The sequence below is a fragment of the Rhizobium sp. UFLA01-1127 genome, from assembly GCF_059803845.1.
This window is the reverse complement of the sequence record NZ_JAUQTZ010000273.1, coordinates 1-2,215: the sequence shown is the minus strand read 5'-3', so window position 1 is coordinate 2,215 and position 2,215 is coordinate 1. Positions and strand designations below refer to the sequence as shown.

General features: G+C 60.9%; 3 protein-coding genes. All 3 read left to right on the top strand.

The window, feature by feature from the left end; genetic code table 11:
- The coding region (locus tag Q4Q11_RS31570) for an ABC transporter permease (protein ID WP_498571950.1) at positions 1-446 on the top strand (446 nt) is incomplete at its 5' end.
- Entirely contained in the window at positions 439-1,491 is a 1,053-nt protein-coding gene (locus Q4Q11_RS31565; protein ID WP_113223312.1) for a quaternary amine ABC transporter ATP-binding protein, read from the top strand. The genes Q4Q11_RS31570 and Q4Q11_RS31565, both read left to right, overlap by 8 nt.
- Before the next feature lie 171 nt (positions 1,492-1,662).
- Positions 1,663-2,215, top strand: a 553-nt coding sequence (locus Q4Q11_RS31560) for a homocysteine S-methyltransferase family protein (protein WP_498571949.1), incomplete at its 3' end; no start/stop codon positions are given.

The following is a 2,215-nucleotide window of genomic DNA, read 5'->3' as shown; positions in this document are numbered from 1 at the left end:
TCGTCTACCTCATTCCGGTCGTCGTCATCTTCGGCATCGGCAAGGTGCCGGGCCTCATCGCCGTCGTCATCTATGCCGTCCCGCCGATGATCCGCCTGACCAATCTCGGCATCCGCCTCGTGGACAAGGAGGTTCTCGAGGCCGCGGATGCCTTCGGCTCGTCGCATCGCCAAAAGCTGTTCAATGTGCAGATTCCGCTCGCATTGCCCACCATCATGGCCGGCATCAACCAGACCATCATGATGTCGCTCGCAATGGTCGTCGTCGCCTCCATGGTCGGCGTCGGCGGGCTCGGCAAGAACACGCTGCAGGCGATCAACAACCAGTTCTTCACCGTCGGCTTTCTCAACGGTTTCGCGCTGGTCGCCATCGCCATCATTTTCGACCGCACGAGCCAGGCCTATGGCAGACGGCTCCAGAAGCACTCGGAGGTCATTCATGGCTAGTCACGCGATCCAGATCAAAAGCCTGTACAAGATCTTCGGCCGTCACGGGCGGGACTATGTGGATCAGGTCAGAAACGGCATGAGCAAGGCGGAGCTCAACGAGGTCCATGGGCATGTACTCGGCCTGCAGGATATCAGCATCGATATGCCGGCAGGCGCCATCACCGTCGTCATGGGCCTTTCCGGCTCCGGCAAATCGACGCTGATCCGTCACATCAACCGGCTGATCGAGCCGACCGTCGGCGAAGTGCTCTATGACGGCGTCGACGTCTGCAAGATGAACGAAAACGACCTGCGCGAATTCCGCCGCCACAAAACGGCGATGGTGTTCCAGAAATTCGCGCTTCTGCCGCATCGCACCGTGATCGAGAACACGATCTACGGACTGGACATCCAGGGCGTTCCCCGTTCCGAAAGCGAGAAGAAAGGCCAATACTGGATCGAGCGCGTTGGGCTCAAGGGCTTTGAACGGCACTATCCGAACCAGCTTTCCGGCGGCATGCAGCAGCGCGTCGGCCTGGCTCGCGCTCTGACGAACGATGCCGATATCCTGCTGATGGACGAAGCCTATTCGGCGCTCGATCCGTTGATCCGCGTGGATATGCAGACCGTGCTGCTCGATCTGCAGAAGGAGCTGAAGAAGACCGTGGTGTTCATTACTCACGATCTAGATGAAGCGCTGCGCCTCGGCGACAAGATCGCGATCCTGCGCGACGGCAAGGTCGTACAGCAGGGAACCGGCCAGCAGATCGTGCTGCAACCGGCCGACGACTACATCACCGCCTTCGTCAAGGAAGTGAACCGCGGCCGGGTCATCCAGACGCAGACGATCATGAAGCCGCTTTCGGGCGAGCCGGGTGGCGCGCACGTGCCCGGCGACATGACGCTGGAAGTCGCCGCCAAGCAGATCACCGAGGCGGGCCAGACGGGCGCTATCGTCACCGATACGGGCGGCCGGCCCATCGGTGCAATCGACCTGCAAAGCATCATCGCCGCCATGGTCACGCCGACATCGCATGAGACGGCGCAGATGGCAGCCGCCTGAGGACATTTTCATCCGCAAAAGGAAAGCGCTCTCACCGGGTTCTCCCTCCGGGGGCGCTTTTTTTGTGATCGCATCGCCGATGCTGGAGCCGTCATCTTGCCGTTGTGTTCACATAAAGAAATGTTTATATCTGCATCTAATATCCGAATTCGACGTATCCGAGGACACGCCATGACAGTCGCCATCAATCCCTTGACCGATCTCCTTGCCGAAAAAGGCGTACTGCTTGCCGACGGCGCAACCGGCACCAACCTCTTTGCCATGGGCCTTGAGGCCGGCGAAGCACCCGAACTCTGGAACGAACAGCATCCCGACCGGATCACGAAGCTGCATCAGGACTTCGTCGATGCGGGCGCCGACATCATCCTCACCAACACCTTCGGCGGCACCCGTCATCGCCTGAAGCTTCACCATGCACAGGATCGCGTGCATAGCCTCAACAAGACGGCAGCCGAGATCGCCCGCGCCGTTGCCGACAGGGCCGGCCGCAAGGTCATCGTCGGCGGCTCGGTAGGGCCGACGGGCGAGCTGCTGATGCCGCTCGGCGCCTTGACCTATGAAGACGCGGTTGCGGCCTTCGTTGAGCAGATCGAGGGTCTTCAAGCCGGCGGCGCCGATGTCGCCTGGATCGAAACCATGTCGTCGCCGGAAGAGATCCGTGCTGCTGCTGAAGCCGCGGCAAAGGTCGGCCTGCCCTATGCCTATACGGGCTCCTTCGACACTG